Source organism: Streptomyces sp. 891-h (genome assembly GCF_022760275.1).
Lineage (GTDB): Bacteria > Actinomycetota > Actinomycetes > Streptomycetales > Streptomycetaceae > Streptomyces > Streptomyces spirodelae.
The window spans coordinates 682298-704649 of record NZ_CP050693.1; the positions used below are offsets into that span (position 1 = coordinate 682298).

General features: G+C 70.3%; 20 protein-coding genes. 12 read left to right on the forward strand and 8 right to left on the reverse strand.

Going from position 1 to position 22352, the window contains the following annotated elements; translation table 11 throughout:
* Positions 1-15 precede the first annotated feature (15 nt).
* Complete coding sequence (locus tag HC362_RS03030) at positions 16-816, reverse strand: SGNH/GDSL hydrolase family protein (RefSeq protein WP_243082218.1); 801 nt, start codon at positions 814-816, stop codon at positions 16-18.
* 153 nt (positions 817-969) lie between these two features.
* Positions 970-1737, reverse strand: coding sequence for a hypothetical protein (locus HC362_RS03035; protein ID WP_243082219.1), 768 nt, complete (start codon positions 1735-1737; stop codon positions 970-972).
* A gap of 116 nt (positions 1738-1853) precedes the next feature.
* On the opposite strand from HC362_RS03035, the gene HC362_RS03040 reads away from it, so the two are divergent.
* The gene (locus tag HC362_RS03040) at positions 1854-4898 is read left to right on the forward strand and encodes a glycoside hydrolase family 2 TIM barrel-domain containing protein (protein ID WP_243082220.1); all 3045 of its coding nucleotides are present in this window, start codon (positions 1854-1856) and stop codon (positions 4896-4898) included.
* 88 nt (positions 4899-4986) lie between these two features.
* On the opposite strand, the gene HC362_RS03045 is transcribed toward HC362_RS03040, so the two are convergent.
* From HC362_RS03045 to HC362_RS03055, 3 genes are read right to left on the reverse strand one after another with little or no spacing between them, the layout of a single operon-like run.
* The gene (locus tag HC362_RS03045) at positions 4987-5808 is read right to left on the reverse strand and encodes an SAM-dependent methyltransferase (protein ID WP_243082221.1); all 822 of its coding nucleotides are present in this window, start codon (positions 5806-5808) and stop codon (positions 4987-4989) included.
* 43 nt (positions 5809-5851) lie between these two features.
* Positions 5852-6088 (reverse strand): DUF397 domain-containing protein, encoded by a 237-nt coding sequence (locus HC362_RS03050; RefSeq protein ID WP_099885703.1) that lies wholly within the window; start codon positions 6086-6088, stop codon positions 5852-5854.
* Positions 6089-6091: 3 nt separating this feature from the next.
* The gene (locus tag HC362_RS03055) at positions 6092-6964 is read right to left on the reverse strand and encodes a helix-turn-helix transcriptional regulator (RefSeq protein ID WP_243082222.1); all 873 of its coding nucleotides are present in this window, start codon (positions 6962-6964) and stop codon (positions 6092-6094) included.
* Between the two features lie 137 nt (positions 6965-7101).
* Between HC362_RS03055 and HC362_RS03060 the strand changes: the two genes are divergently transcribed.
* From HC362_RS03060 to HC362_RS03080, 5 genes are all read left to right on the forward strand, one after another.
* Positions 7102-7599 (forward strand): ATP-binding protein, encoded by a 498-nt coding sequence (locus HC362_RS03060; protein ID WP_279240064.1) that lies wholly within the window; start codon positions 7102-7104, stop codon positions 7597-7599.
* Positions 7600-7770: 171 nt separating this feature from the next.
* A complete protein-coding gene (locus HC362_RS03065; RefSeq protein ID WP_243088332.1) occupies positions 7771-8553 on the forward strand; it encodes a basic amino acid ABC transporter substrate-binding protein in 783 nt (260 codons plus the stop codon).
* Positions 8550-9329 carry an amino acid ABC transporter permease gene (locus HC362_RS03070; RefSeq protein WP_243082224.1) on the forward strand — a complete coding sequence of 260 codons (780 nt, stop codon included), beginning with the start codon at positions 8550-8552 and terminating at the stop codon, positions 9327-9329. The genes HC362_RS03065 and HC362_RS03070 overlap by 4 nt, the downstream gene beginning before the upstream one ends.
* A gap of 5 nt (positions 9330-9334) precedes the next feature.
* On the forward strand, positions 9335-10246 hold the full coding sequence (locus HC362_RS03075; protein ID WP_243082225.1) for an amino acid ABC transporter ATP-binding protein: 912 nt from the start codon (positions 9335-9337) through the stop codon (positions 10244-10246).
* A 147-nt stretch (positions 10247-10393) separates the two neighbouring features.
* The gene (locus tag HC362_RS03080; RefSeq protein ID WP_243082226.1) at positions 10394-11434 is read left to right on the forward strand and encodes a sigma-70 family RNA polymerase sigma factor; all 1041 of its coding nucleotides are present in this window, start codon (positions 10394-10396) and stop codon (positions 11432-11434) included.
* 81 nt (positions 11435-11515) lie between these two features.
* Here HC362_RS03080 and xylA read toward each other — a convergent pair whose 3' ends face one another.
* Entirely contained in the window at positions 11516-12682 is a 1167-nt protein-coding gene (xylA, locus tag HC362_RS03085; RefSeq protein ID WP_243082227.1) for a xylose isomerase, read from the reverse strand.
* Between the two features lie 237 nt (positions 12683-12919).
* On the opposite strand from xylA, the gene xylB reads away from it, so the two are divergent.
* The 6 genes from xylB to HC362_RS03115 all read left to right on the forward strand — a co-directional run bounded on the left by xylB (position 12920) and on the right by HC362_RS03115 (position 20416).
* Entirely contained in the window at positions 12920-14377 is a 1458-nt protein-coding gene (gene xylB, locus HC362_RS03090; protein ID WP_243082228.1) for a xylulokinase, read from the forward strand.
* A gap of 135 nt (positions 14378-14512) precedes the next feature.
* The gene (locus HC362_RS03095) at positions 14513-15904 is read left to right on the forward strand and encodes an ROK family transcriptional regulator (protein WP_243082229.1); all 1392 of its coding nucleotides are present in this window, start codon (positions 14513-14515) and stop codon (positions 15902-15904) included.
* Between the two features lie 182 nt (positions 15905-16086).
* Positions 16087-16740: an N-acetylmuramoyl-L-alanine amidase gene (locus HC362_RS03100; protein WP_243082230.1), complete on the forward strand. Its 654-nt coding sequence runs from the start codon at positions 16087-16089 to the stop codon at positions 16738-16740.
* 733 nt (positions 16741-17473) lie between these two features.
* Positions 17474-17932, forward strand: coding sequence for a hypothetical protein (locus tag HC362_RS03105; protein ID WP_243082231.1), 459 nt, complete (start codon positions 17474-17476; stop codon positions 17930-17932).
* Between the two features lie 78 nt (positions 17933-18010).
* Complete coding sequence (locus HC362_RS03110; protein WP_243082232.1) at positions 18011-18781, forward strand: DUF4239 domain-containing protein; 771 nt, start codon at positions 18011-18013, stop codon at positions 18779-18781.
* A gap of 171 nt (positions 18782-18952) precedes the next feature.
* On the forward strand, positions 18953-20416 hold the full coding sequence (locus tag HC362_RS03115) for an acyl-CoA synthetase (RefSeq protein WP_243082233.1): 1464 nt from the start codon (positions 18953-18955) through the stop codon (positions 20414-20416).
* A 77-nt stretch (positions 20417-20493) separates the two neighbouring features.
* On the opposite strand, the gene HC362_RS03120 is transcribed toward HC362_RS03115, so the two are convergent.
* Positions 20494-21561: an MsnO8 family LLM class oxidoreductase gene (locus HC362_RS03120; protein WP_243082234.1), complete on the reverse strand. Its 1068-nt coding sequence runs from the start codon at positions 21559-21561 to the stop codon at positions 20494-20496.
* A gap of 77 nt (positions 21562-21638) precedes the next feature.
* Positions 21639-22331 (reverse strand): response regulator transcription factor, encoded by a 693-nt coding sequence (locus tag HC362_RS03125; protein WP_243082235.1) that lies wholly within the window; start codon positions 22329-22331, stop codon positions 21639-21641.
* Positions 22332-22352: the final 21 nt, after the last annotated feature.

Below are 22352 nucleotides of genomic sequence, written 5' to 3' on the forward strand. Positions count from 1 at the left end.
CGTGGTCCGCGTCGGTCAGGCGAGACTCTCCATTACCGGGAGATATCCGCGGGACTGTCCGGCAGCGGTGGGGTGGTAGGACTCGTCCACCGGGAAGGTGACACTGTGCAGCCACTCGTCGCCGGAGCAGATCTCGTGTCCTGAGAAGGCAGGACGTACGTCACCGAAGCTGAATCCGTGATCCGCCGCGCGCTTGGCGGTGACGTCGTTCAGGTCGTCGGAGGCGGCGTTGATGGCCGCGCGGGACTTCTCGCTGATACCGACGACACAGTCGCCGTCGAGCTTGTAGATGTGGGGGTAGCCCAGCACGACGACCTTCGCGGAGGGCGCCTTCTGGGTGATGGCGTTGTAGACGGTGTCGAGCTTGCCGGGCAGCGTGGTGTTGATGTAGTTGCGGGCTTCCTGGACGCTCGCGAGACAGGCGCTTTCGCCCTGGGTCACGCAGGTCGTCATGGTGTCGGCGAATCCGGCGTCGTTGCCGCCGACGCTGATGCTCACCAGGCCGGTCGAGGAGTTGAGGGGGCCGAGCTGGTTTGCGAGCACGTCGCCGGTGCGCGCGCCGGAACAGGCCGTGAAGTCGAAGGAGGTGGGGGTGTTGGCGGAGCTCCACAGCTTCGGGTACGCGTTCGCGCTCCGCTTGCAGTCGCCTCCCTCGTAGTCGCCGGCGCCCACTCCCGAGGAGTAGGAGTCGCCGAGGGCCACGTAGCCGGTGGCTGCGGTGTCTTCGGCGGATGCGGACGCGGCGCCGGTGAGGGAGGACAGTCCGAGGAAGACGACTACGGCGGTGGCCGTGGACGCCCATCTGCGCAGCTTCATGGGGCCTCTCAGGGATAGGCACGAAAGGAACAGCTGTCACATCGGTCGCGGCGGATTTACCCCGCGACCGATGCGTCCATGCCAATCCCGAAGGTCCAACTACGCGCGGAGACCGTGGCGTTGGGACTCAGCGCAGCGTGCGCCCGGTGTGATTCACACCAGCGGTTTGGACAGCTTCTTGCCCTTGCCGGCCGTCAAACTGCAGGTCACATAGCTGAGGCTCTTCCCCGCGTTCCGCGCCTTGGGATACGAGATGAGAGTCCCGCCAACGGTCCCGGGCGGCTGTTTGGCCGCCTTGCTGCGCAGCGAGGTGCGGCACAGCGAGTCGGCCTTGCGCCGTACGGCGGAGTCGGTGCTGTAGGTGCCGGTGAGCTTCTTGCGGCTGACGACCTCGGCGTCGTGCGACTTGTCGCAGTCACGGGTCAGCACCGCCCCCTCGCGCTCCTCGGAGCGGTCGTAGCAGTCGCCGACGCGGAGCAGGAAAGAGGGCAGCGGCACCTCGCTGGAGTCGTCGTCGGGCTCGTTGGACGGCAGGTCGTCGTCCTCGCCCGGAGTGGGGAAGTCGGTGGCGTCACCATCCTCGGACGGTTCGCCGGACGGGGTGGCGCTCGGCTCCTCCGAGGAGGCAGAGGGCGACGTGGAGGGCTTGCCGTCACCGGAAGCGCTGTTGTCGGAGTCGCCTCTGGTCAGGAAGACGACGGATGCCGTGATGAGCGCGACAGCGATGACGGCCGCCGCGACGATCGCCGCGATCGTCTTCCCCTTGTTGCCACCCCCGGGCGGTGGCGGAGGCGGCCAGCCGCCACCCGGTGCCGGAGCCCCGAAGCCGCCTGAACCAGGAGGCCCGAACCCACCCGGCGGTTGCACAGGGGGCGGCGGGGGGCCGGCGGGGGGCTGGTTCGGCGGCGGTGGCATCGTCATGGATGCCACTGTGTCATGTCGCGCTCACCGTACGCATTCGGGTTACCAACCAGGCATGCTGAAGCGGCAGTTGGTGGGAAGGAAACAACAAGAACCAACAGGAACCGAGGAGACGCATGAGCATTCCCCCGCCGGCCGACCCGCCCTCGTCCACGGCCTCCGCCACTGTGCCGTACTACGAGGACGTCTCCCCGGGCACCGGATGCCTGCCACCCCGCGCCTGGGCACCGGGTTCCGACGCACGCCGTCTCACCTTGACCGGTACGGCGTGGAAGTTCCGCCTCTCCCCGGCAGCCGAACTGCACAGCGACGCGTTCGCCGAGCCGCACTACGACGACACCGGGTGGGCCGAACTGCCCGTACCGTCCCACTGGGTGCTGCACGGACACGGTGCGCCTGCCTACACGAACGTGCGCTATCCCTTCCCTGTCGACCCGCCTCGCGTCCCACAGGAGAACCCGACAGGGGACCACCGTCACTCCTTCGACCTGCCCGACGACTGGCCGCTGCCTCCAGGGAATGACAAGACGCAAGCCGACGGTCCCGGTGGAACGGATGCCGGTGAGACGCTGCTGCGCTTCGAGGGAGTCGAGTCGTGCGCCCGGGTATGGCTGAACGGGCACGAGCTCGGCACCTTCCAGGGCTCCCGGCTGCCGCACGAGTTCGCGGTCGGCGCGCTGCTGCGGCCACGCGGCAACGTGCTGGCGGTACGGGTGCACCAGTGGTCCGCCGGAAGCTACCTGGAGGACCAGGACATGTGGTGGCTGCCGGGTATCTTCCGCGAGGTCACCCTGCTGCACCGCCCCGCCGACGCGGCACACGACCACACCGTGCACGCTGACTACGACCACACCACAGGCCGAGGCACGTTGCGCGTCGAGAGCGACCGGCCGGGGCGGGTCACCGTTCCGGAGCTCGGCTGGGAGTTGCGCACAGGTGAGACGGCAACCGGAGAGGTGGAGCCGTGGACCGCGGAGTCACCGCGCCTCTACGACGCCGAACTGACCGTCGGCGGCGAGCGGATCGCCCTGCGGGTCGGCTTTCGCACTGTGGCGATCGAGGACGGGCTGTTCAAGGTCAACGGACGCAGGGTGCTGCTGCGCGGGGTCAACCGGCACGAGTTCCACCCCGAGACCGGACGTGCGGTGGACCGCGAGACCATGCGGCGGGATCTGGTGCTGATGAAGCAGCACAACATCAACGCCGTACGCACCAGCCACTATCCGCCGCACCCTGCTTTCCTCGACCTGTGCGACGAGCTGGGTCTGTGGGTGGTGGACGAGTGCGACCTGGAGACGCACGGTTTCGTCGAACTGGGCGACTCGCGCAACCCTGTGGCGGACGACCGGTGGACGTCTGCTCTGCTCGACCGAGCGGCCCGCATGGTGGAGCGGGACAAGAATCACCCTTGCGTCGTCGTCTGGTCGCTCGGCAACGAGTGCGGAACGGGAGCTGGTCTGTCGGAGATGGCCCGCTGGATCCGGCAGCGGGACCCCTCCCGGCCGCTCCACTACGAGGGCGACCACAGCTGTCCTGACAGCGACTTCTACTCCCGGATGTATCTGCCGCACGCCGATGTGGAGCGTGTGGGTCAGATCAAGGAGCCGGCACTGGACGATACGGAGCTGGACGCACGTCGCCGCTCCCTCCCGTTCATCCTGTGCGAGTACGCGCACGCCATGGGCAACGGCCCGGGCGGACTGAGCGACTACCAGCGGCTTTTCGAGACCTACGAGCGCTGTCAGGGCGGCTTCGTGTGGGAGTGGATCGACCACGGGCTCGCACGCCGCACCGAGGACGGCCGGACCTGGTTCGCCTACGGGGGCGACTTCGGTGAGGAGGTGCACGACGGCAACTTCGTGTGCGACGGATTGCTGTTTCCCGACCGCACGCCCTCCCCCGGGCTGGTGGAGTACAAGAAGGTGATCGAGCCGGTCCGGATCGGTCCGGGCGCGGCACCCGGCAGCGTGCTGGTCTGCAACGGGCACGACTTCCTCGATCTGTCCCACCTGGCTCTCGAGTGGTCGTACGAGATCGAGGGCGAGAAGGTCAGCGGCGGCATGCTGCCGCTGCCGGAGGGGACGGTTCCGCCCGGGGGCTCGGTGGAGCTGCCGCTCCCCTCGGCGCCGGAGACGGTGCGGTCGGGCGAGGCGTGGTGGACCGTACGCGCGGTCCTCGCCCAACGGACCGCCTGGGGCGAGCCCGGGCACCCGGTCGCCTGGGGACAGCTGCGGGCCGCCGAGCCGGAGTACCCCCCGACTGCCACCCTCCCGTCGGTCCCCGCCGCACCACACCGCGAAGACGCCCAGGACGGTCACGAGAGGCGCGAGGGCGACGGTGGGCACATTCGGCTCGGGCCGGCGGTTTTCGCCGCCGACAGCGGCGCCCTGCTGCGCCTGGGCGGCATCCCGCTCCAGGCACCGCGGCTGGACGTCTGGCGGGCGACCACCGACAACGACGACGGCGCGCCCTTCCAGCCGGACGTGCGGCACGGCCCGCTGTGGCGGCGTCACGGACTGCACCGGATGCGGCACCGCACGGACGGTGTGGAAGTCACGCAGGAGGCGTTCGTCGTCCGCACCCGGGTGGCCGCTGCCGCCTCCCCGCTGGGGCTGCGCACCACCTACCGGTGGACGGGGGCGGCGGACCGGCTGCGGCTGGCCGTGACGGTCGAGCCGGAGGGCGACTGGGACTTTCCGCTGCCCCGGATCGGCGTACGGCTGGGGCTGCCGTCCGCCTACGGTCGCGTGAGGTGGTTCGGCGGCGGCCCTGGAGAGGGCTACCCGGACACCGCTGCGGCGGCGCGCACAGGTCTGTGGCGCAGCACGGTGGACGCCCTGCAGACGCCCTATGTGCGGCCGCAGGAGAACGGTGCGCGACCGGATGTCCGCTGGGCCGAACTGACACGGGGTACGCGGGGGCCGGGGCTGCGGATCGAGGCGGACGGGGCGATGTGCTGGTTCACGGCGCGGCGCTGGACGAGCGAGCACCTGGACGCCGCCGAGCACACCACCGATCTGGTTCCCGGGGAGACGGTCTGGGTCAACCTCGATCACGCGATGCACGGCATCGGCTCGCAGTCCTGCGGGCCCGGCGTGCTGCCGCAGTACCAGCTCTCCGCGCGGCCGGTGGAGTTCGGGTTCACCTTTCGGGAGACCTGATCCGGTGACCAGGGCCGCCTCGATGAGGTGACAACGCACCCGCGGCCGGAACAGGCGGGCCGGTGGCATCCCACCGGCCCGCTCACGGTCACTTGACCCCGACGCCGCCGTATCCCATGTGCTGCCGGAGAGACGCGCCGCTGGGCACCGGCCCGTCCGGCCGCCACAGCGGCAGCTGGACCAGGCCGGGCTCCAGCAGGTCGAACCCTTCGAAGAAGGCGGAGATCTCCTCCCCTGTACGCCACTGGGCGCTTGCGGTGGACTCCTCGTTGTAGACCTTCGCGACCTGGCCGAAGCCGTCGTTCCGGTTGAAGTCCGGGGTGGCGTGGCTGAGGATCAGATGGCTTCCGGCCGGCAGCCGCTCGGTCAGCGTACGCACGATGCCCGAGGCGCCCTCTGCGTCGGTGACGAAGTGCAGCACCGCGAGCAGCATCAGGGCCACCGGCTCGTCGAAGTCGATGAGCTCCTTGGTGACCGGGTGGTCGAGGATTTCCGCGGGCTCGCGGATGTCGGCGAGGACGAAACCGGCGTTGCCGGAGTTGGTCAGCTTCGCTCCCGCGTAGGCCGCAACGATCGGGTCGTTGTCCACATAGGCGACCCGCACCTGAGAATCCACCTGCCGGGCCACCTCGTGGGTGTTGGGCGAGGTGGGGATACCGGTGCCGATGTCGATGATCTGGCGGACGCCGCTGCTGACGACCGTCCGCACGGCGCGGTGCATGAAATCCCGGTTGCTGCGGGCCGTGATGCCCACATCGGGCAGTGCGGTCAGAATTCTCTCCGCAGCGTCCCGGTCCGCCTCGTAGTTGTCCTTCCCCCCGAGGTAGTAGTCGTACATCCGGGCCGGGTGCGGCCTGGTGGTGTCTATCTGCTCAGGGCTGAAACCAGCCTCCGACACGTGCTTCTCCATCTCGTCGGTCTGTACGGGCCGTGCTGCGTGGCCCGCGGTGTGCTCAAGCGACCAGGAAGTCGGCTTCCCCCGCCTTGGCCGCCTGGATGAAACCCGAGATGTCACTCCGGCTGCAGATGAGAGCCGGGCCGTCGGGATCGGTGGACTGGCGCAGCGCGACCCGGCCGTCGGCCAGCTTGAGCGCCTCGACGCAGCTGCCGCCGTTTCCCCCGCTCCAGGGCTTGCGCCAGCCCTCATTGCCCAGATGTGCGGCGGGCATCCCGTTGTAGATACGACCCATGGTTCAGATCTCCTTGCGCAGTGCACTCAGGACCGCCCGGGTCCGCACCAGCGGTACGGCCTGGGCGCTCATCCGGTCCAGTGCCTCGAGGAACACGCTGACGTCGTCGCGCTGGTCGAAGTAGACCGCACCCACAAGGCTCTCGGCGCAGACCATGTCGGGCAGTTCGTCGAGAGGGAACCGGAAAAGGTGGAAGGGGCCGTACATGGCCGGATGCGGCCCCGCGCTGAACGGCATGATCTGCAGCGCCACGTTCGGCCGCTCGGTGACCTGGATGAGGTGGTCGATCTGCTCCCGCATCACCTCGGGAGAGCCGAGCGGACGCCGCAGGACGGTCTCGTCTATGACGGCCCACAGCAGCGGCGGGTTCGTCTCCCTGGTCAAGACCGTCTGGCGCTCCATACGCAGCGCCACTCCCCGCTTGATCTCCGCTTCCGGGGCGTGCGGCATGCCCGCGCGGAGCACCGCCCTGGCGTAGCTCTCGGTCTGCAGCAGACCGGGCACGTAGTGCGGCTCGTAGGCGCGGATGACCTCCGACTCGCTCTCCAGGCTGACGAAGACGCTGAACCACTCCGGCAGCACATCGCGGTACCTGTGCCACCAGCCGGGCTGGTTCGCCTCGCGGGCGAGCGAGACGAAGCCGTCGATCTCGTCCGGATCGGTCACCCCGTAGGTGCGCAGCAGCTTCTCGACGTAGGGGACCTTGAGCCCGACCTCCGCCTTCTCCATCCGGCGGATCGTCGCGTGAGTGACGTCGAGCGCTCTGGCCGCCTGCTCGAAGGTCACTTCCGCGCTCTCACGCAGGTGCTGGAGTCTCTTGCCCAGCACCACACGCAGCACGGTGGGCGCCGCACCGCCCGTCCGTGAGTCCGCCACAGCCGCTCCCCTCCAACTGACTTCGGTAGGAAAGAGTTTGGCATGTGCCAGCTCTCAAGCACACCCTGTCAAACGCACTTCTGCAATTTACAGATTGATCCTTGCCATACGCGAGTGACGAACCGCATAGTGGAGCCGTGGCTGCCCCCCATGACGCCCTGCCCTTAGAACACCGGCCCGCCGGCGCGCCGGCGACCCGTCCCCTGCGCGACGCCTTCCATCTGCCGGCCCGTGACACATCTGTGGCCCTCGCACGCGCGCGGGTCCTGGAGAGACTGCGCGAGTGGTACGTCGACGACGAGTCGAACGCCGACGCCCAGCTGCTGATGTCGGAGCTCTTCACCAACGCCGTACGCCATACGGACAGCGAGAAGGTCAGCTGCGAGCTGTGGGTCATCGGGGTGCGGCTGCGCCTCGAGGTGGCGGACGAGGGCGGCGGCGCCTCGGTCATGCGCGTGGAGGACGCGGACCGCGGCCGGGTCGCCGATGACGAGCGCGAGAACGGCAGAGGTCTGCTCCTGGTGAGCGTGCTCGCCGACGACTGGGGCATACGCAAGGCCCGCACGAGCGGCTCCGAGGGAACGACGGGGCACGCCGTGTGGGCCGAGCTGGAGTGCCACAGAACGCACGGCTGACACAAGACCGTCGCCGCCTCGGAGAACAGCTGCCCTCCGCACCGCTGACACGGCCACGCGCCGATGGCAGGATGCACGGCATTTACCGGCCATGATCCGGCTCTATTGCCGACCTGTCCCCCTTGTGGAGGCGCTGTGTCCGCACGATCCGCGCGTAAGCGACAGCACGCGATATCCCTCACGGCAGCACTGACGGCCGCACTGCTGACGGCCGTCACCGCCTGCTCCAGTACCAAGACCTCCGGCAAGAGCGGCGAAGAGGTCCAGCTGGTGACCTCGGGAAAGCTCACCACCTGCACCCACCTCCCCTATGAACCCTTCCAGTTCAAACAGGGCAAGAAGATCGTGGGCTTCGATGTGGACCTGGTCGATCTGGTCGCCAAGGACCTCAAGGTCGAGCAGAAGATCGTGGACACCCCGTTCGAGGGCATCCAGTCCGGCGAGGACCTGAACTCCAGCAAGTGCGACCTGGCAGCGGCGGGCATGACCATCACCCCCGTCCGCGAGAAGAACCTCGACTTCTCCGACCCCTATTTCGACGCGACCCAGGCACTCCTCACCAAGAAGGGCAAAAAGTACGACTCCCTGGACGACCTCAAGGGCAAGAAGCTCGGCGTCCAGCAGTCCACCACGGGCGAGGAGTACGCCAAGAAGCACGCCAAGGGCGTCACCACCCGCCAGTACGAGGATCTGGGGCTGCTGCTGACCGCCGTCAAGACCGGCCAGGTCGACGCGGGCATCAACGACAACGGCGTGCTCTACGACTACGCGAACAAGAACCCGGACACCGAGGTCACCGCCGAGTTCGACACCGGTGAGCACTACGGCATCGGCGTGCGCACAGGTAACGACGCGCTGCGCAAACAGATCAACAAAACTCTCAAGAAGGCCAAGGCGGACAAGCGCTACGACAAGATCTACAAGAAGTGGTTCGGCACGGAGCCGAAGAAGTGACCCGCCGCAACCGCACCCGCGCCATCCGCACAGCCCAGTACGGCGTCCTGTTGATCGTCGTGCTGGTCTTCGCGCTGGCCGCTGACTGGGGCGAGCTGCGTCGCGCGTTCTTCGACGTCGAGGTGGCCAAGAAGCAGTTTCCGGACGTCATCACGACCGCACTGGTCAACACGGTTGTCTATACCGTGCTCGGCTTCGTGTTCGGGCTGGCACTGGGCCTGGTGCTGGCACTGATGCGGCTGTCGCAGGTGCTGCCGTACCGCTGGCTGGCCATCGCGTACATCGAGTTCTTCCGCGGCGTACCGGCGCTGCTGGTGTTCATCGCACTCGGTTACGGCGTACCGGTGGCCTTCCAGGTGTCCATCAACCAGTACGTGACCGTGATGCTGGCCCTGGGCCTGGTGGGCGCCGCCTATATGGCCGAGACCATCCGCGCGGGCATCCAGGCCGTCCCCAAGGGGCAGACGGAGGCAGCACGCTCCCTGGGCATGTCGCCGACCTGGGCGATGATCTCCATCGTCATCCCGCAGGCGTTCCGGATCGTCCTGCCGCCGCTGGCCAACGAGCTCATCCTGCTCACCAAGGATTCCTCGCTCGTCTATCTGCTCGGCTTGTCGCTGGACCAGTACGAGCTGGCCAAATTCGGCAGAGACGCGCTCAACCAGCACCGCAGCCTCACCCCCATTCTGATCGCGGGGCTGTTCTACCTGGCCATCACGCTGCCCCTGGGCCACCTGGTGCGGCGCCTGGAGGCCCGTACGGCGAAGGCGAGGTGACCGGGATGAACGAGGCGACCGGAACGAGCGGGGGCGGCTCGGCGGCCATCGAGATCGAGGGACTGCGCAAGTCCTTCGGCGAGCTGGAGGTGCTGCGCGGCATCGACATCACCGTGCGGCGCGGCGAGGTGGTCTGCGTCATCGGCCCCTCCGGCTCGGGCAAGTCGACGCTGCTGCGCTGTGTGAACCTGCTGGAGGAGCCCACCTCCGGCACGGTACGCGTGGCCGGCACCGAGGTCACCGACCCCGAGGTGGATCTCGACAGGATCCGGCGCCGCATCGGCATGGTCTTCCAGGCGTTCAACCTGTTCCCCCATCTGACCGCCCTGGGCAATCTGACCATCGCGCAGCGCCGGGCGCTGGGACGCGGCAAGGCTGAGGCGGAGGAGGTGGCCAGGCGCAATCTGGGCCGCGTCGGGCTGACGGAGAAGGAGACCAGCTATCCGGCGCAGCTCTCCGGCGGCCAGCAGCAGCGGGTGGCGATCGCTCGTGCGCTGTCCATGGGCCCGGAGCTGATGCTGTTCGACGAGCCGACCTCGGCCCTCGACCCGGAGCTGGTCGGGGACGTGCTGGCGGTGATGCGCGGGCTCGCGGACGAGGGGATGACGATGCTGGTCGTCACCCATGAGATGAGCTTCGCGCGCGAGGTCGCCGACCGGGTGGTCTTCATGGACGACGGGCTCATCGTCGAGGAGGGACCCCCGGAGCAGGTCGTGGGGGACCCCCGGCAGGCACGCACCCGGGCCTTCCTCTCCCGGGTGCTCGACCCGGCGGCGGCGGAGGTGCTGGAGGGCTCCGAGGGGCCGGCCGCTGAGCAGCCGGAGGGCGAGAGCGTCAAGCAGCCGGGGGCACCGCCCCGGCAACGAACGGACACCGTCCGCGACCGGAAGGGGGTGCGGAAGCAGCAGCCCCGGTAGCCGTCGGGCCGCCGCTGCGGGGGAACGGCTCCCTCCGCCACCATGGAGGGAGCAGGCTGTCAGACCCGTGCTCTACATTCACTCTCACCGACGACGAGTGCATCGCCCGTGCCGTTGGGTGAGCGGAGCAGACGAAAGGCAAGAACCATGGCAGACAGCCCCCGCACGGCGGACGCTCCCGTCGACCGGATCCCCGCCGACGCCGAGGAACTGCTGGAACAGGCGAAGCCGTACCGCAACGAGCTGCTGGCTCACTGCTACCGGATGCTGGGCTCGGTGCACGACGCCGAGGATCTGGTGCAGGACACCTATCTGCGCGCCTGGCGGGCCGGCGACCGCTTCGAGGGCAGATCCTCGCTCCGGACGTGGCTCTACCGGATCGCGACCAACGCGTGCCTGACCGCGATCGAGCAGCGCGGCCGCCGCCCGATGCCCTCCGGGCTCGGCGCACCCAGCGACGATCCCGAGCGCCCGGTGACCGAGTCCCCGGAGGTGCCCTGGCTGGAGCCGATCCCGGACGCGATGTTCTCGGGGTCCTCCGGGCCAACGGACCCGGCCTCCGTGGTGGTGAACCGCTCCTCGATGCGGCTGGCCCTGGTGGCGGCCCTGCAGCATCTGCCGACCCGGCAGCGTGTCGTCCTGCTGCTGCGGGACGTGCTCAAGTGGCGGGCGGCCGAGGTCGCCGAGCTGCTCGGCACCACGACGGCGAGCGTGAACAGCGCCCTGCAGCGGGCCCGCGCCCAGCTGGAGGCGGCCGCTCCGGTGGAGGAGGAACTGACCGAGCCCACCGACCCGGCGGCCCGGGAGCTGCTGGACCGGTACGCGGCCGCGTTCGAGCGCTCGGATGTGACGGCGATCGTGGATCTGTTCAAGGAGGACGCCGTCTGGGAGATGCCGCCCTTCCCGCAGTGGTTCCGCGGCCGGGAGAACATCGTGCGGCTCATCGGCGCCCAGTGCCCCATCGGCCGGGACGAGGGCCTCATGGTTCCGACCTGGGCAAACGGCCAGCCTGCCTTCGGCCTCTACAACCTGCGCGAGGACGGCGTCTACCGGCCCTTCCACCTCCAGGTGCTCACCCTGCGGGACGGACAGGTCGCCCACGTGGGGGCGTTCTTCGGGGACGGCCTGTTCGCCACGTTCGGTCTTCCGGCCGAGGTGAGCGCGCAGGAGGCGGCAGCACGGCGCTGAGCGGGCCGGCCCGGCTCGGTGCCGGGCCGCGACATCGGCCGGCTTCGCGGTGACCCGGCCGCGTCAGCCCGCCGTAGGGGGTCAGACGCCCAGCAAGTGGTCCATTGCCAGCTGGTCGAGGTGTTCGAAGGCCATGCCTCGCCGGGCCGCCGCTTCGACGTCGAAGTCCTCGTAGGCCGAGCGGTCGGCGAGCAGAGCTCCGGGGGTCTCCCCCGCTTCGAGCGTCGGGCGGGAGAGCTCGTCCAGCCGGGAGGCCCGCAGCGCCTCCTGGACGGCGGGGTCGGCGCGGAAGGCGGCGGCGCGCTCGCGCAGGATGAGGTAGTTACGCATACAGCCCGCCGCCGAGGCCCACACCCCGGCGGTGTCCTCGGTGCGCGGGGGCTTGAAGTCGAAGTGGCGCGGCCCGTCGTAGCCGCCGCTCTCCAACAGGTCGACCAGCCAGAACGCGGCCCTCAGGTCCCCCGCGCCGAACCGCAGGTCCTGGTCGTACTTGATACCGGACTGGCCGTTGAGGTCGAGGTGGAAGAGCTTGCCCGCCCACATGGCCTGGGCGATGGCGTGCGGATAGTTGAGCCCGGCCATCTGTTCGTGTCCGACCTCGGGGTTGACACCGAAGAGCTCCGGCCGCTCCAGGCGCTCGATGAAGGCGAGCGCGTGCCCGACGGTCGGCAGGAGGATGTCACCGCGCGGTTCGTTGGGCTTCGGCTCCAACGCGAAGCGCAGTTCGTAGCCCTGTTCGGTGACGTAGTCGGCCAGCAGGTCGAAGGCTTCCTTCATCCTGTCGAGCGCCGCCCGGATGTCCTTGGCCGCGCCGGACTCGGCACCCTCCCTGCCGCCCCAGGCGACGTAGGTGTGTGCGCCCAGTTCGACGGCGAGGTCGATGTTGCGCATCGTCTTGCGCAGGGCGAAGCGCCGCACGTCGCGGTCGTTGGCGGTGAACGCGCCGTCCTTGAAGACGGGGTGGGTGAACAGGTTGGTCGTCGCCATGGGCACCGTCATGCCCGTCGCGTCGAGCGCTTGGCGGAACCGTTTGACGTGTCCCTCCCGTTCGCCCTCGGGTGCGCCGAACGGGATGAGGTCGTCGTCGTGGAACGTCACGCCGTACGCACCGAGTTCGGCGAGGCGGTGCACCGACTCGACCGGGTCGAGCGGCGCCCTGGTCGCGTCTCCGAACGGATCCCGGCCCTGCCAGCCCACCGTCCACAGGCCGAAGCTGAACTTGTCCGCCGGTACGGGCTCGTAGCTCATCCTGCCGTTCCTCTCCCGCGCCGTCGCCTGTGCGAAGTCCGTCCGATATCCGTCCGATATCCATCCGCAGTCGTCCGAATCCGTCCGAAGTCGCTCGAAGTCGGCGGGTGGTCCCGTACGGAAGGTCCCGTGCGGACACGCGGACACGCACACACCGCGGCGCGAGGCTATTCGTCATGGCCGTTTACAAATTAGTATGCGCACACCATCGGCAGCGAGGGAAGGGAGCGGCACTCCATGACCGCACCGGAAGGCCCGTTCGTCATCGGGGTCGACAGCTCGACCCAGTCCACCAAGGCCCTCGTGGTGGACGCAGCGACCGGCCAGGTGGTCGCGCGTGGGCAGGCCCCGCACACCGTCTCCCCGGGCGACCGGCGCGAGACGGACCCCGAGGAGTGGTGGCAGGCGCTGCGCACCGCGGTGGGCCAGTGCGGGCGCGCGGCGAGCGAGGCCGCGGCCGTCTCCGTCGCCGGCCAGCAGCACGGTCTTGTGACGCTGGACGAGGCGGGCCGCCCGGTGCGCCCGGCGCTGCTGTGGAACGACGTACGCTCGGCGCCCCAGCGCGACCGGCTGGTCGCTGCCCTCGGTGGCCCAAAGGCGTGGGCCGAGCGCGTCGGAAGCGTGCCGGCACCGGCCTTCACGGTCACCAAGTGGGCATGGCTGCGTGAGAACGAACCCGAAGCGGCACGGTCGACGGCGGCCGTACGGCTGCCGCACGACTTCTTGACCGAGCGGCTGACCGGGCAGCCGAGCACCGATCGCGGCGACGCCTCGGGCACCGGCTGGTGGGCCTCGGCGACCGAGTCGTACGACGAGGAGATCCTTCAGCTCGCCGATCTCGATCCCGCGCTGCTGCCGCCCGTGCTGGGTGCCGGGGAGGCGGCGGGCACGGTCCGCGAGAAGGAGGACGGGTTCCTCACCCCCGGCACACTGGTGGCGACCGGAACCGGCGACAACATGGGCGCCGCCCTCGGCCTGGGGCTGCTGCCGGGACAGCCGGTGCTCAGTCTCGGCACCTCCGGCACCGTCTACGCCGTCTCCAGCCGCCGTCCCGCCGACCCGACCGGAACCGTCGCGGGCTTCGCAGACGCGCACACCGGCTGGCTGCCGCTGGCCTGCACCCTCAACTGCACCCTGGCCGTCGACCGGATGGCCGCACTGCTCTCCCGCGACCGGGAGGACGTGGAGGCGGGCGGGCGGGTCACCGCATTGCCTTTCCTCGACGGTGAACGCACTCCCGACCTTCCCTACGCTTCCGGGCTGCTCACCGGGCTCCAGCACGCCACAACGGGCGGCCAGGTGCTCCAGGCCGCCTACGACGGGGCCGTCTTCGCCCTGCTGCGCGCACTGGATCTCGTACTGGCCGAGAGCGGAGACAGCGGTGAAAGCGGTGCGGCGGAAGACACGCCCCTGTTGCTGATCGGGGGAGGCGCCAAGGGGACGGCCTGGCGTGAAACAGTCCGGCGGCTGTCGGGACGAGCCGTTCAGGTGCCACGTGCCCAGGAATTGGTCGCGCTGGGAGCCGCCGCACAGGCCGCCGGCTTGCTGCTGGGTGAGGACCCGGCCGCTGTCGCACGCCGCTGGCACACCACCGAGGGCGCGTCGTACGAGCCAGTCGAACGTGACGAGGCCACGCTGACCCGGCTCGCCGGCACCCTTCAGGACGCGGGGGCGCTGCTGGGAAGACGGCCATGAACGGTGACCGCTCCCAGCGGCACACCGGCAGCCCTGTCTCCACCTCCCTCCCCCCTCCCCTCCGTCCTGCCGCACAGCAGTGCTCGGAAACACAACAACGGCGGCACTCCCCCGTCGCCTCAGAAGGAGTCCCCGATGGCAGCCTCGGCTCCCAGCTCCCAGCGGGAGATACGCAGACACAATCTGTCGCGCGTGCTCTACGCGGTGGCCGAGCGGGGGCCCTCCTCCCGGGCAGCCGTGGCGGCGCGGCTGGGGCTGACGCGTACCGCCGTCTCGACACTCGTCGACGAACTGCTGCGCGGCGGGCTGCTGACCGAACAGGGGCCGACTCCACCCGACGGCGGCCCCGGCCGTCCCGGTACCGCACTGGCGCTGACCGACAGCGGGCCGTGCGGGCTGGGAGCCGAGATCGGAGTGGACCATCTGGCGGTCTGCGCGGTCGACCTGCGCGGCCGGGTGCGCGTCCGCGAGGACGTCGAGTCCGAGGGCCGCAGCAGTGAGCCGGGCGTGGTGCTCGACCGGCTGCGGGGATTGGTGGACACGGTGGCCGCGCAGGCGCGCGAGCACGGGCTGAGCCCCGCCGCTCTCACGGTGGCGGTGCCCGGCCTGATCTCTCGCGGGACGTCGAGCGTGGTACGGGCGCCGAACCTGGGGTGGCGGGACATCGACATCGCTCCCGCACTCGCCAGGGCGGGAGCGAGTTCGCGACCGGCCTCGGGCTCGTGGGCGGCCTCGAGTTCGCAGGCGGGTACAGGCAGGCAGCCAGGCACAGGCACACGGCCGGGGCCGGGGCAGGGGCAGGGGCCGGAGCAGGAAGCCGGTTCGTCGCCGCTGCCGCTCATCGTCGACAACGAGGCCAACCTCGCCGCCCTCGCCGAACTGTGGCTGGACAGCGGCCGAGTGCCCCGCGATTTCGTACACGTATCGGCGGAGGTGGGGATCGGTGCCGCCATCGTGCTGGACGGCGAACTGCTGCGCGGCACACGGGGCTTCGCGGGCGAGATCGGCCATGTGCCCGTACGCCCTGACGGGCCCCCGTGCGCCTGCGGGGGCAAGGGCTGTCTGGAGCAGTACGCGGGTGAGTGGGCGCTGCTGCGGGCCGCCGGTGTGCCCGTCGAAGGAACCCGGGACGCCACGCTCGCCGCGCTCCGGGAGAGAGCCGCGGCGGGTGACGAACGGGCGCTCCGGGCGCTCCGTGAGGCGGGGACGGCACTGGGGCTGGCGCTGGCCGGGACGGTCAACCTGCTCGACCCCGGCGCCCTGGTGCTCGGCGGTGTCCTGGCCAGGTTCGCCCCATGGCTCCTGCCGTCGCTGGAACGGGAACTGGCGGAGCGCACCGCGGCCCCCGGAGCCCCGCCCGACCTGGTCGTCTCGGGCCTGGGGGCCGACGGGCCGCTGCTGGGTGCCGCCCATGCGGCCGTCCGCGTAGTGCTGGACGACCCGCTGTCGTACCGGACCGAGGCCGCACCCGGCGGATCCCCTCCCGTCCGAGGGAGCGCCCCTGCCCGGGGCGGCGCGGGGAGCTGAGCGCTTCCGCCCCCTCCGAGCGCTACTCGCGGCACCAAGTTCGTACGGCCACTGGTCGGTCCAATGGCACACACTGACAACTCTTGGCAGCCCCCTCGGCGGCTGCCATCATCAACGCGCGTCAACTCGCTCTGTACGTGCCCCCATTATCCCTCTCCGCCTTCCCCCCACCGGGAGACACGATGGACTCAGCACGCCGGCACAACGCATCCACCCCGTTCCGTTCGCACCTCTCCCGCCGCGCACTGCTGCGCGGTGGAGCGGGATTCACTCTTGCCGCAGGACTCGCGGGCGCCTCACTCATGTCGGGCGGAACCTCGGTGGCCCGCTCCAGAGGCCCGCGCGCCGTCGACTACCCCGGGGCCGAGTGGGTCCCTGCCTCGCCGTCCAACTACACGACGGCCAACCGGCCCACGCAGTACCCGATCGAGCTCGTGATCATCCATGTCACCCAGGAGTTCTACGACGACACCCTGGCCATCTTCCAGAACCCGGACAAGGCGGTCTCCGCGCACTATGTGGTGCGCTCCTTCGACGGCCATGTGGCCCAGATGGTGCGGGAGAAGAACGTCGGCTGGCACGCGGGCAATTGGAACTACAACACCCGCAGCGTCGGCATAGAGCACGAGGGCTGGATCGACGAGCCGGACACCTGGTTCACGGATGAGATGTACACCGCGTCGGCCGCGCTGACGGCGGACATCTGCCGTCGCAACAACATCCCCGTGGACCGCCAGCACATCATCGGTCACAACGAGGTGCCCGGCTCCGACCACACCGACCCCGGCGCGTACTGGGACTGGGCGCGCTACATGGAGCTCGTCAAGTCCCAGTAGCACCTACTCCGCAGGCACGCGGCCGATCGGCCGGCCGACTCCGTCGGGACCTCGTTCCCGCTTCGTGGCCAGCCGATCGGTCGGCCGGCCCGGTCCGCCCGGTCCGCCCGGTCGAAGCGTCGCCGCCGCACGAGCAGCGGTAGGCGAACGGCGCGGCGACGCAACCGGGCCTCCCCATAAGCCAGTTCGGTCTCCCTGGCGCCCGTGTCCGCAAGCACTTCAACCCATCGTGTGACTTCCGGTCAGAAGCCTTCAATTCGCCACACCGCCCCCTGGATCCTCAGCATGTGCGACGACGGGACAACAGGGACGACAGGCAGGACAGCAGCCGCAACAGACGGCAGGCGCTGACAGCGGCGGCGCTCGCATGCACCGCACTCGGCGCCGTGGCGGGGACTGCCGCCCTCGTCGCCCCCTCATCCGCAGGTCAGCAGACGGGCGCACGCCAGTCCGTCGTGCTCGCGGCAGCGAGCCTGCCTTCGCGCCCCGCCGAGCCGCACCCCGCTTCCGGCTCAGCCCCTCAGCCGTTGGACGACGCTCAGCCGCTGAACGACGCTCAGCCGCTGAACGCCCCTCAGCGAACCGGCCCCGATGGTGACGCCCATCTGTCGGTGCACGCCGACGGTACGCATGTGGAGGCGACGGCCGGCCGGAAGGGCGGCTGCCCGGGTGCGTCCCTCACGGTGCAGACCGGGCACGGCGCGAGCGTGCACCTGTCGGCGGGGCACCGACCGTGTCCGCCGCCTCCACCGCACCCCACACCGCCTCCCTCTCCGACGCCGCCATCCTCGCCTCCCCCGCCGTCGCCACCGGAACCCAGCTCTCCCGCGCCCACTCCGCCCTCGCCTCCCGCGCCCAGCGCGACGCCCAGCTCCCCAGCTCCGGAGCCGCCCCCGCCTGCGAAGCCGCCCGCGCCGCCGCGGGCCGCTGCGAAGCCCGCCCGGCAGCCGGTCCCCGCTCCTCAGCAGCCGAAGCGGCCCCCGGCCAAGCCCCCACGGGCCTCGCACTCACCCTCGCCGACGCCGTCCCGCAGTGTGCTCGCGGCTCCGAGACAGTCGGCGCCCGAGCGCCGACGGCCCGACGGCAGCATGTCCATGGTCACCCGCACGCTGCTGATCGTCGCTCCGGCCGTGCTCGCGGCCGCCGCACTGCGGCCTCGCTCGAACAGTTCGAGGCAGGCGGCGGCAGGTGACACCTCCGGCACGAGCGGCGGCTGACCCTCGCCGATCTCCGCTCCTCTCCCATCGGTTCGCGCTCTGTGGAGGCCCCCTTGTCCGAATGGCTCATGCTGACGCTCAGCCTGGTCGCTTCCTGCCTGGTGGTCGTCGCCGTGGTCGTCCTCAGACGTCGACGCGCCGCCACGGAGGATCCTTCCGAGACACCCGACGTGATCGAGTACATGACGATGATGATCGGCGTGGTCTACGCGATCGTGCTCGGCCTGGCGATCGCCGGTGTCTGGGAGGCACGCAACGCGGCAGACGAGGCCGTCTCGCAGGAGGCGCAGGCGCTGCACGAGGTGAGCGAGCGAGTGGGGGTCTACCCGGCCGACGAGCGCGAACGGGTGCGGAAGGACATCAACACCTATGTGCGGTACGCCGTGACCACGGAGTGGTCGCACATGGTGGAACACGGCGAACTCACCGACCGGGGCACCCTCCTGCTCGACCGGCTGCGGAAAGACGTGGCCTCCTATGAACCGTCCACCATGCAGCAGGCACAGGCGTACCAGGCCGTGGTCGACCAGGTGGCCGAGGCCGACACCGCACGCACGGCACGCGCGACGGGCGCCGGACCGACCATGCCGGGCGTGGTGTGGATCGGGCTGTACGCGGGTGCCGTGATCGCTGTGGGGATGCTCTTCGCGCTGCAGATCCAGCGCTCGGGCAGGGAGCTGGTCCTGGCCGGCATCTTCAGCGCACTGATCGCGTTCCTGCTCTTCCTCGTCTGGCACTTCGACGATCCGCTGGCACGCGGCCTCGACGACCCGAAGGAAGCGTTCGCGACCCTTTTCCCCCAGGTAACCGCCTCTTCGGGATGAAGTAGAGGGGAAAGAAGCGGAGGGGGCGGAGGAAAGGGGTGAATCCGGAACGACCCGGATGATCCCGTCTGCCCTCCGTCTCCCCCGCCGCGATGGCCTCCGTCTCCGCTGCCGACGTACCCGGGTGAGATGCTGGCGGTCCCAGAGGCGAGAGATCACGAAGGAGTCCGGGTGTCCCTGCTCTTCCCCGCGCTGCACGCCGCGTCCTCGCACACGGCGCTGAGTTTCGGCGACCGGTCCCTCAGCTACCGCCGACTGGCCGCCGTGACGAGCGGCGTTGCCGCACGGCTGCAGACCTCGGCCCCTGTCGCGGTCTGGGCGACGCCCAGCCTGGAGACAGCGGTCGGGGTGGTCGCCGGACTGCTGGCCGGGGTTCCCGTGGTGCCGCTGAACCCGAAGAGCGGCGAGAGCGAGCTGGCGCACATCGTCGGCGACAGCGCCCCGGGCGCCGTACTGGCGGAGCCGGGCGCACAACTGCCCGAAGCGCTCGGCTCGCTGCTCCGTACGGACATCGAGATCTCCGAGGAGCCGGTTGCCGGGGAGGAGACCTGGGGCCTGCCCACCGAGCCGAACCCGGAGGCCGCGGCCCTCATCGTCTACACCTCGGGGACGACCGGACCGCCCAAGGGTGTGGTGCTCTCGCGGCGCGCCATCGCGAGCAGCCTGGACGCGCTGGAGGAGGCGTGGCAGTGGACCGCGGACGACGTGCTGGTGCACGGCCTGCCGCTGTTCCATGTGCACGGGCTGATCCTGGGCGTGCTCGGCCCGCTGCGCCGCGGCGGCGCCCTGCGCCACCTGGTCCGCTTCAGCACCGAGGGAGTGGCGAGAGAGCTCGCCGGTGGCGGCACGATGCTGTTCGGCGTACCGACGATGTACCACCGTCTCGCCGACGCGTGCGCGAGCGATCCGGACCTGGTGCGGGCGCTGGCTGGGGCCCGGCTGCTGGTGTCCGGCTCGGCCGCGCTGCCGCTGCACGACCACGACCGGCTGATGGCTGCGACCGGACAGCGGGTGATCGAGCGCTACGGAATGACCGAGACGCTGATGAACACCAGCGTGCGCCCCGGTGGCAGCTCCCGGCTGGGCACGGTGGGCCTGCCGCTGCGGGATGTGGATGTCCGTCTGGTCGACGACGCGGGCCGGCGCCTGCCCGCCGAGGACACCGAAACGGTGGGCGAGGTCCAGGTGCGGGGCCCGAACCTGTTCACCGAGTACCTCAACCGCCCTGACGCGACCGCCGAGGCCTTCGACGGCGGCTGGTTCCGCACCGGCGACATGGCGACGAGGGATGCGGACGGTTCCGTACGACTCGTCGGCCGCAAGGCCACCGACATCATCAAGAGCGGCGGCTACAAGATCGGGGCCGGAGAGATCGAGAACGTGCTGCTCGGCCACCCGGCCGTCGCCGAGGCCGCCGTCACCGGCGAGCCCGACGACGACCTGGGTGAGCGTGTCGTCGCCTGGATCGTTCCGGCCTCACCACAGCAGCCGCCGCTCGCCGAGGAGCTGACCACGCTGGTGACCGAGCAGCTCGCGCCGCACAAGCGCCCTCGCGAGGTCCACTTCCTGGACGCGCTGCCGCGCAACGACATGGGCAAGGTGGTGAAGCGGGACCTGCCGGGCCGGGAGGGATGAGTCGTCGTCCCGGCCCCGCCGCCCCACTCCTCCCGCCCCTCTGCTCTCTGCTCTCTGGGGTTTTCTGCTTTCTGGGGTCAACGGGTGGTCGAGGGCTCAGGCAGGCGCTGTGTCAGACCTGCGGCCTCGGCCAGCCGACGGTAGGAGCGGAGGCGGTCGCCGGGGTCGTAGGTATTGAGCGTCAGCAGGACCTCGTCGGCGCCTGTGCGGGCCACAAGGGAGGCCAGTTCCTCGACCACCTCGTCCTCCGTCCCCCGGAGCTGCGAGAGCCGGGCCTCGTCGAACGCGGCGCGTTCCTTGGCACTCATCGCGCCGACCGGCACGTTTTCGGGAGCCACGAGCGGGGCGAAGGTGCCACGGGTGCGGGACAGCGCCGTCGACCACGCCTCCGGAAGCTGCAACAGCTCCGCCTCCTCGCGGGTGGCGGCAGCGGCGGCGTTCACGGCGACGACGACGTACGGCGCGGTCGCGGGAGCGGCATCCGGCCGGGAGACGGCACTCGGCGCGGTGGAGGCGCGCGGCCGGAAGCTCGTGCGGTAGGTCTCCACCGCCTCCCGGGTCCGACGCTCGTCGCGGGAGGCACCTATCACCAGCGGCAGCCCGTGCTCGGCCGCAACCGTCGCGCCCGAGCCCACGGCGAGTACGAACGGCGGCACGCGCAGCCCCTCGGCAGGGCGGGCGTGCACCGGACCGGTGCCCTCGAAGTAGTCGAGCAGTTCGGATATCTGTGCGCTGAAGCCGTCCGCGGCGTCCTTGCCCACCCGTAGTGCTTTGCGGATGCCGTCGGTGAAGCCGACGGAGCGTCCAAGGCCCATGTCGATGCGGCCGGGGAAGAGCGACTCGAGCACACCGAACTGCTCGGCGACCACCAGCGGCTGGTGGTTGGGGAGCATCACTCCGCCGGTCCCGACCCGGATCCGCGAGGTGGCCGACGCCACCGCCGCGGCCAGCACCGTCGGCGCGGAGCCGGCGATCCCCGGGACGGCATGGTGCTCGGAGACCCAGAACCGCAGAAAGCCCAACTCTTCCGCCTGCTGGGCGAACCGCACCGTCTCACGCAGCGCCTGACCAGGGTGCTCGCCCTCCCGGACGAGGGAGCGGTCGAGTACGGAGAGAGGGACCGGAAACGGACGCGAGGAAGTCACCTCTGTTACAACGCCCGCGAGCGCCACGGATTCCCGGCCTCCGCCGTCACCACCGTCCGCCGCGGTGGCGTCCGCCCTCACTCGCCGCGGTGCTGTCCGCCGTCCGACCCCGGCTCGTCGAGCAGCCCCGCGTCGTGGACGAGGAGGGCGATCTGCACCCGGTTGTTGAGGTCCAGCTTGGTCAGAATGCGGGAGACGTGTGTCTTGACCGTCGGAACGCTCATATAGAGGGACGAGGCGATTTCGGCGTTGGCCAACCCCTGGCCGACGCCGAGCGCCACCTCGCTCTCCCGTTCGCCGAGTGCGGCGAGGGCCTTCCTGGCGCGTGCGCGGCGGCTGTCGTGCCCCACCGGGGTGACGTGCTGGATGAGCTGTCGGGTCACGGCCGGTGAGAGTACCGGCTCCCCGGCGGCCATCTTGCGGATGGCGGCCAGGATCTCGGCGGGCGGGGTGTCCTTGAGCAGGAACCCGGCGGCTCCGGCTCGCAGCGCCCGCAGTACGTGGGCATCCGCGTGGAAGGTGGTGAGAACGACCACCTCGGGCGGCTCGTCGCGCGCCCGGAGCTGCTCGGTGGCAGTGAGTCCGTCCATGGTCGGCATCCGGATGTCCATCAGGACCACATGCGGTCGGTGCTCCGCCACCAGCGGAAGCACCTGACTGCCGTCCGCCGCCTCATCCACGATCTCGATATCAGGACTGCCCTCCAGCATCAGCCGGAGCCCGGCCCGCACCAGGGCGTCGTCGTCCACCAGGAGTACGCGGATGGTCATGCGCATACCGTAGCCAGCCCG

What these genes read in the sequence shown, in the direction of transcription:
- HC362_RS03030 (WP_243082218.1), bottom strand. Translation starts at nt 816, where the DNA reads ATGAAGCTGCGCAGATGGGCGTCCACGGCCACCGCCGTAGTCGTCTTC.
- HC362_RS03035 (WP_243082219.1), bottom strand. Translation starts at nt 1,737, where the DNA reads ATGACGATGCCACCGCCGCCGAACCAGCCCCCCGCCGGCCCCCCGCCG.
- HC362_RS03040 (WP_243082220.1), top strand. Translation starts at nt 1,854, where the DNA reads ATGAGCATTCCCCCGCCGGCCGACCCGCCCTCGTCCACGGCCTCCGCC.
- HC362_RS03045 (WP_243082221.1), bottom strand. Translation starts at nt 5,808, where the DNA reads ATGGAGAAGCACGTGTCGGAGGCTGGTTTCAGCCCTGAGCAGATAGAC.
- HC362_RS03050 (WP_099885703.1), bottom strand. Translation starts at nt 6,088, where the DNA reads ATGGGTCGTATCTACAACGGGATGCCCGCCGCACATCTGGGCAATGAG.
- HC362_RS03075 (WP_243082225.1), top strand. Translation starts at nt 9,335, where the DNA reads ATGAACGAGGCGACCGGAACGAGCGGGGGCGGCTCGGCGGCCATCGAG.
- HC362_RS03080 (WP_243082226.1), top strand. Translation starts at nt 10,394, where the DNA reads ATGGCAGACAGCCCCCGCACGGCGGACGCTCCCGTCGACCGGATCCCC.
- xylA (WP_243082227.1), bottom strand. Translation starts at nt 12,682, where the DNA reads ATGAGCTACGAGCCCGTACCGGCGGACAAGTTCAGCTTCGGCCTGTGG.
- xylB (WP_243082228.1), top strand. Translation starts at nt 12,920, where the DNA reads ATGACCGCACCGGAAGGCCCGTTCGTCATCGGGGTCGACAGCTCGACC.
- HC362_RS03095 (WP_243082229.1), top strand. Translation starts at nt 14,513, where the DNA reads ATGGCAGCCTCGGCTCCCAGCTCCCAGCGGGAGATACGCAGACACAAT.
- HC362_RS03100 (WP_243082230.1), top strand. Translation starts at nt 16,087, where the DNA reads ATGGACTCAGCACGCCGGCACAACGCATCCACCCCGTTCCGTTCGCAC.
- HC362_RS03125 (WP_243082235.1), bottom strand. Translation starts at nt 22,331, where the DNA reads ATGACCATCCGCGTACTCCTGGTGGACGACGACGCCCTGGTGCGGGCC.